The sequence below is a fragment of the Methanolapillus africanus genome, assembly GCF_032714475.1.
GTDB lineage: Archaea > Halobacteriota > Methanosarcinia > Methanosarcinales > Methanosarcinaceae > Methanolapillus > Methanolapillus africanus.
The window spans coordinates 1-1,137 of record NZ_JAWDKD010000012.1; the positions used below are offsets into that span (position 1 = coordinate 1).

Consider the following 1,137-nt stretch of genomic DNA (forward strand, 5'->3'; position numbering starts at 1 on the left):
TGATCACAACTCTGAATTGAGTTTGGTCATCGGCCAGAACGGTTGCAGCAGTTGTGTAACTGTCAGACGTCGCACTTGAAATGTCGCTGAATGTGACGCCGCTGTCAGTGGATTTCTGCCACTGGTAAGAAGCAGCGTTGTTTGCAGTAACACTGAATGTTGCCGTTTCGCCTTCAACCACGATTTGGCTGACAGGCTGCGTTGTGATTGTTACAGCGTCGCTTGTACTCACAACAGTCAATGTTGCAGCATTCGATTCCTTAACATCGCCTTGTGTGCCGGTAATCACAACTCTGAATTGAGTTTGGTCATCGGCCAGAACGGTTGCAGCAGTTGTGTAACTGTCAGAAGTCGCACTTGAAATGTCGCTGAACGTGACGCCGCTGTCAGTGGATTTCTGCCACTGATAAGAAGCTGCGTTGTCCGCCGTGATTTCAAAGGTGGCCGTTTCGCCTTCAACCACGATTTGACTGACAGGCTGCGTTGTGATTGTTACAGCGTCGCTTGTGCTCACAACAGTCAATGTTGCAGCATTCGATTCCTTAACATCGCCTTGTGTTCCGGTGACCACAACTCTGAATTGAGTTTGGTCATCGGCCAGAACGGTTGCAGGCGTGGTGTAACTGTCAGACGTCGCACTTGAAATGTCACTGAACGTGACGCCGCTGTCAGTGGATTTCTGCCACTGATAAGAAGCTGCGTTGTCCGCCGTGATTTCAAAGGTGGCCGTTTCGCCTTCAACCACGATTTGGCTGACAGGCTGCGTTGTGATTGTTACAGCGTCGCTTGTACTCACAACAGTCAATGTTGCAGCATTCGATTCCTTAACATCGCCTTGTGTTCCGGTGATCACAACTCTGAATTGAGTTTGGTCATCTGCCAGAACGGTTGCAGGCGTGGTGTAACTGTCAGACGTCGCACTTGAAATGTCGCTGAATGTGACGCCGCTGTCAGTGGATTTCTGCCACTGGTAAGAAGCAGCGTTGTTTGCAGTAACACTGAATGTTGCTGTTTCGCCTTCAACCACGATTTGGCTGACAGGCTGCGTTGTGATTGTTACAGCGTCGCTTGTACTCACAACAGTCAATGTTGCAGCATTCGATTCCTTAACATCGCCTTGTGTTCCGGTGATCACAA

Annotated in this window: 1 protein-coding gene; it reads right to left on the reverse strand. The window is 49.6% G+C overall.

What is annotated here, in order from left to right; all coding sequences use genetic code 11:
* Nucleotides 1-1,137 (reverse strand): DUF8189 domain-containing protein (locus tag MsAg5_RS03225; RefSeq protein ID WP_338099183.1); only part of this gene is annotated, 1,137 nt, incomplete at both ends.